At 53.1% G+C, this 4,253-nt stretch carries 4 protein-coding genes; all 4 read left to right on the forward strand.

Annotation, left to right across the window (positions count from 1 at the left end; all coding sequences use genetic code 11):
• A partial coding sequence (locus ACESNI_RS13720; RefSeq protein ID WP_373087794.1) for a cytochrome P450 occupies nt 1–244 on the forward strand: 244 nt, incomplete at its 5' end.
• Between the two features lie 4 nt (nt 245–248).
• On the forward strand, nt 249–2,012 hold the full coding sequence (locus tag ACESNI_RS13725) for a fatty acyl-AMP ligase (protein ID WP_373087797.1): 1,764 nt from the start codon (nt 249–251) through the stop codon (nt 2,010–2,012).
• Between the two features lie 15 nt (nt 2,013–2,027).
• Nucleotides 2,028–2,378, forward strand: coding sequence for an acyl carrier protein (locus tag ACESNI_RS13730; RefSeq protein WP_373087799.1), 351 nt, complete (start codon nt 2,028–2,030; stop codon nt 2,376–2,378).
• Nucleotides 2,379–2,742: 364 nt separating this feature from the next.
• Nucleotides 2,743–3,918 carry a mandelate racemase/muconate lactonizing enzyme family protein gene (locus tag ACESNI_RS13735; RefSeq protein WP_373087801.1) on the forward strand — a complete coding sequence of 392 codons (1,176 nt, stop codon included), beginning with the start codon at nt 2,743–2,745 and terminating at the stop codon, nt 3,916–3,918.
• Nucleotides 3,919–4,253: the final 335 nt, after the last annotated feature.

A 4,253-nucleotide genomic window follows, 5' to 3' on the forward strand; every position in this document is an offset into this window, starting at 1 on the left:
ACCTGAACGGTTTCTACCCTCGAATAATAAGTCACTGGACAAATCTGCTTACATCCCGTTCGCCGGAGGACGTCATCTTTGCCTGGGCATGCACTTTGCCATGATGGAGTCGGTCATGATCGTTGCTCTCATTGGACAAAGATTTCGAGTAAGACCGGTTTCAGACGAACCAGCAAAGATCGACCCCGGTCTGAGTCTTCGAATGAAGAACGGCTACCTGGTCTACCTTGAGCCCAGATCCTAAGCGCATGGATGAACAGTTAGTAGAACCTATAATCGGCTGCGAAACGTGGGGCGATTTACTAAGTAAAAGAGCAGAACTGCATGGGTCGCGTATTGCTTTTTCCTACCGCGAATCTGGAAGCGATGCTACTAAGCAGATCTCCTATCGAGAGCTGTTTACGAATGCCCGCCAAATAGCGAGTCACTTAAGCCATATCGTCGTCACCGGGGACAGAATTCTTATTTTTCACAATTCCGGACTGGGATTTATTCAAGCCCTATGGGGTTGTATCTTTGCGGGTGCGGTTGCCGTCCCAGCATTTCCTCCGAGATCAGGTCGCCGTTCAATGGAACGGTTAAACAAAATTGCGAATGACGTAGGCGCAAATTTTGCTTTGCTCGATTCCGCTACGCTTACCCGGATCAAGCCGACTCTTGAAAGCAATCCAACGCTCAATCACATCCAGATGATTGCGACCGATGACCTCCTTTCATCCACCACTGTGGAGCCAAGGAATGTTCCCAAGCTTGATGGTGACTCATTGGCCATAGTGCAGTATACTTCAGGGTCGACTTCCAATCCACGGGGCGTTATGTTAAAGCATAGAGCGCTTCTTCACAATGCACATATGATCGGATGCGCTTTTGATGCAAAAGAAGATAGTGTGAATGTGGGATGGTTGCCTCTCTACCACGACATGGGTCTGGTCGGTAATGTAATGGCTCCGCTCTTCCATGGGTTGGAAAGCGTTCTCATACCTCCTGAGTCATTTCTTTTAAAACCAGAGCGTTGGTTGCAAACAATCAGTAATTACGGGGCACGCACCAGTGGTGGTCCTAACTTTGCCTATGAATTATGTATCAATAGGATTCCAGACGAAGCTAAAGTTACCCTTGATTTGAGTAGTTGGGAGGTTGCTTTTTGTGGAGCAGAGCCTGTTCGTCCAGATACATTAAGACGATTCACGAATGCTTTTTCAGAGTGTGGTTTCCGCAAAAATGCGTTCTACCCCTGCTATGGATTAGCTGAAGCTACTTTGTTGGTATCAGGTGGCGAGGTGGATAAGAAACCCATCGAAAAACACTTTTCATCGTCCTCTATGAAGAAGAACAAAGTAGTACCTACTACGAATAGGGAGGATGCGCGGTCTTTAGTTGGTTGTGGACGGGCTTGGAATAATCAAAAGATTATAATCGTAGATCCCGATTCAGGAGAACTCTCTAAGTCCGATCTTATAGGGGAAATTTGCGTACAAGGTAGCAGTGTTGCCGCCGGTTACTGGAATAATGCCCAATCAAGTTCCGACACTTTCGGATATATTCCGAAAGGAAGCCAAGAAGGCCAGTTCCTCCGAACGGGCGATTTGGGATTTGTTCATGAAGGAGAACTATATATTGTTGGGAGATCGAAGGCGCTGATATGCATTAGCGGAGATAATTTTTTCTCAGAAGATATTGAATATACCGTGGAGAAATCAAACCCCGCGGTCTATCCCCTGGGCGTCTCGGTGTTCGGCGTTGAAGAGAACAACAAAGAGCGAGTCGTAGTTATTACAGAGTTAAATCGGACGTTCGTAAAAAGCCAAACAGATGACGATAGGAGCTTGGATCAACGGCTTAAAGATCTGGACTGTGAAATACGGGTAAAAGTAGCAGAACAACATGGATTGGCGCTAAAAGAGATCGTCTTCGTCCGGCAAATGTCTATCCAAAAGACGACTAGCGGAAAAGTTCGGCGAGACTCTACTCGTAGCAGCTACCTCAATAACACACTCAAAACTATAGTTTAAATACACTATATCGAAATGACAGAAGATACATCTAATACAGACGTCCAAAATTGTGGTGAATGCGAAGCATCCTTGAGTGGCTCTGAAGCTGCAGCCAAGGGACAAGCCGAATTTAAAAGGATCCTTAGAAAACGTACCGCCACTGAAGTTTCAGAAAAAATGGGGATCGAGGTGGGCAATCTCGATTTGGATACACATCTCCTCGCATTAGGCCTCGAATCGTTGGAACTGTTTTCCCTCACTTCCAACTTGGCGGAGTGGATGGATAGAGATTTACCGGTGACTCTACTATTCGATATCGAATCGATTAACGACCTCGTAGAGGAAATATCTAAACTGGTTTTTGCAGAGAATTGTCCCGCTTAAAAGTTATTCCCTCTAAGAGAGAATCAAACCCCTTATCCATCGAGAGAAAAAGATCTTCTGATTTCTAATCCAAAATATGGAGGAAGAGGTAGACAGCGTATCATCGGTACACCCACATGATATCATGGAGCCGGTTCCGGATCCCACCTCGGCGGCTGCGCCGCTAAAAAGCAAATTCCTATCAGTATCAGTTATCAGTTAGTCACCTCGCCAATCTTACCCTCAATCAGGGGGACCTATTCCAGCCTTCGGCTTACATAGGTCCCCCTGATCAGATCCTTCTTGCCAAAAACAACCCGTAAACCCAATCTCTCAATGTGTTACCTATGTCCCGTTTCGATTCCATCTTCGAAAGCGCCGTCTCATGAACCGCATCACCCGCGTCAGAGCCTGCCCGTTATTCGCCTCCTTCGCGAGTGCGTTCGGCGCTGCGCAGAACGTGCCCGCAGAGTTGCTGGCGCCGTCGAGCCAGTTCCAGTTCATTCCGCGCCTGGGCCAGTACTCGACCCTGGTCCTCATTGAAACCGAGGACGGCCATGTCGGCCTAGGCGAGTGCTACGGGCTGCCGCACCCGATGGCGTCGGCCGTGCTGGTGGCCGACCTGGCGGCGCCGCTGCTGGTCGGCGTCGATCTCTCGCAGGCCGGCAGCGTGCTGCAGCGGCTGCGAGACTATTGCGTGGCGCAGGGCAACTCGCGCGGTCCGGCCATGGAGATGCTCAGCGGGCTGGACATCGCCCTCTTCGATCTGCGCGCGAAGCTTGCCGGGCTTCCGCTGCACGCCCTGCTTGGCCGAGAGACGGCTCCGCCGGTCAAGACCTACGCCAGCCCGGTGCCGCTCTGCGAGACACCCGAGATGTCCGTCGAAGCCGCACTGGGCTTCGTGAAGTCGGGCTTCGACGCCCTCAAGCTCAAGATCGGCCGCGAGCCACGGCGCGACATCGAGCACCTCGAAGCGGTTCGCGCCGCAGTAGGTCCGGACGTGATGCTGATGGTCGACGCTAACTGCGCCTACGACCTGAAGCAGGCTGCGATGCTGGCCCCTAAGCTTGCCGACTTCAACGTCGCCTGGTTCGAGGAGCCGCTGCGTTCCGACGACCCCGACGACTACCTCGCGCTGCGGCGCTGTTCGTCGGTGCCGATCGCGGCAGGGGAAGGCGAATTCACGGCCGAGCGCCTTACCGAATTCCTGCGCCGTGGCGCGCTCGACATCGTTCAGCCCAACGTGACGCGGGCCGGCGGGGTGAGCGGCCTGCTCGCGATCGCGCAACTCTGCCACAAGTATGGCGCCCGCTTCTCGCCGCATGGCGTGGGCTCGGCCATCGGCGTGGCGGCGGCCCTGCATGTCTGTGTGGCAGCCCCGGAAGCCTTCGACAGCTACGAGGCGAATTGCCTCGTCAATGCGCTGCGCAACCAGCTGACGGTGGAAAGCCTAGCGATCGAGGACGGCTGGTATCAGGTGCCGCCTGGGCCCGGGCTCGGCGTTTCGCTGCGCGCCGGCGTGTTGGAGCGCTATGGGATGGCGTTGCCGCGGCTCGGCTGAGCTTGAAGTAGCAGCAGAAGGCGGCACGTCGAGCGGCTCCGCCTCGTAGTTGGCCGGGCGGTAGAACTTGCGGAGCTCAACATTCCGCAGCGGCTCGTCGCGCAGCGTCTGCACTCTGGCAAGTCGTGCAGGCATGCCGCCGGGAATTCACAGCTGCAGTTCATTGTCAGCGGCGGGATTGCGTCGCGCTCTGAACCCCGAGCGATTGAGGAGGGAGGCGAAAAGGGGAGGGAGGCGAAAAGGGTCAATCCTTACTGTTTGACATTTTGGAATGAGTTGAATTGATGAGGAGGTGGCAAGGAAACTAAGATTTGAATCTGAAGGTGGTCTCTACC

The sequence above is a fragment of the Sneathiella sp. genome (assembly GCF_041689005.1).
Taxonomy (GTDB): domain Bacteria; phylum Pseudomonadota; class Alphaproteobacteria; order Sneathiellales; family Sneathiellaceae; genus Sneathiella.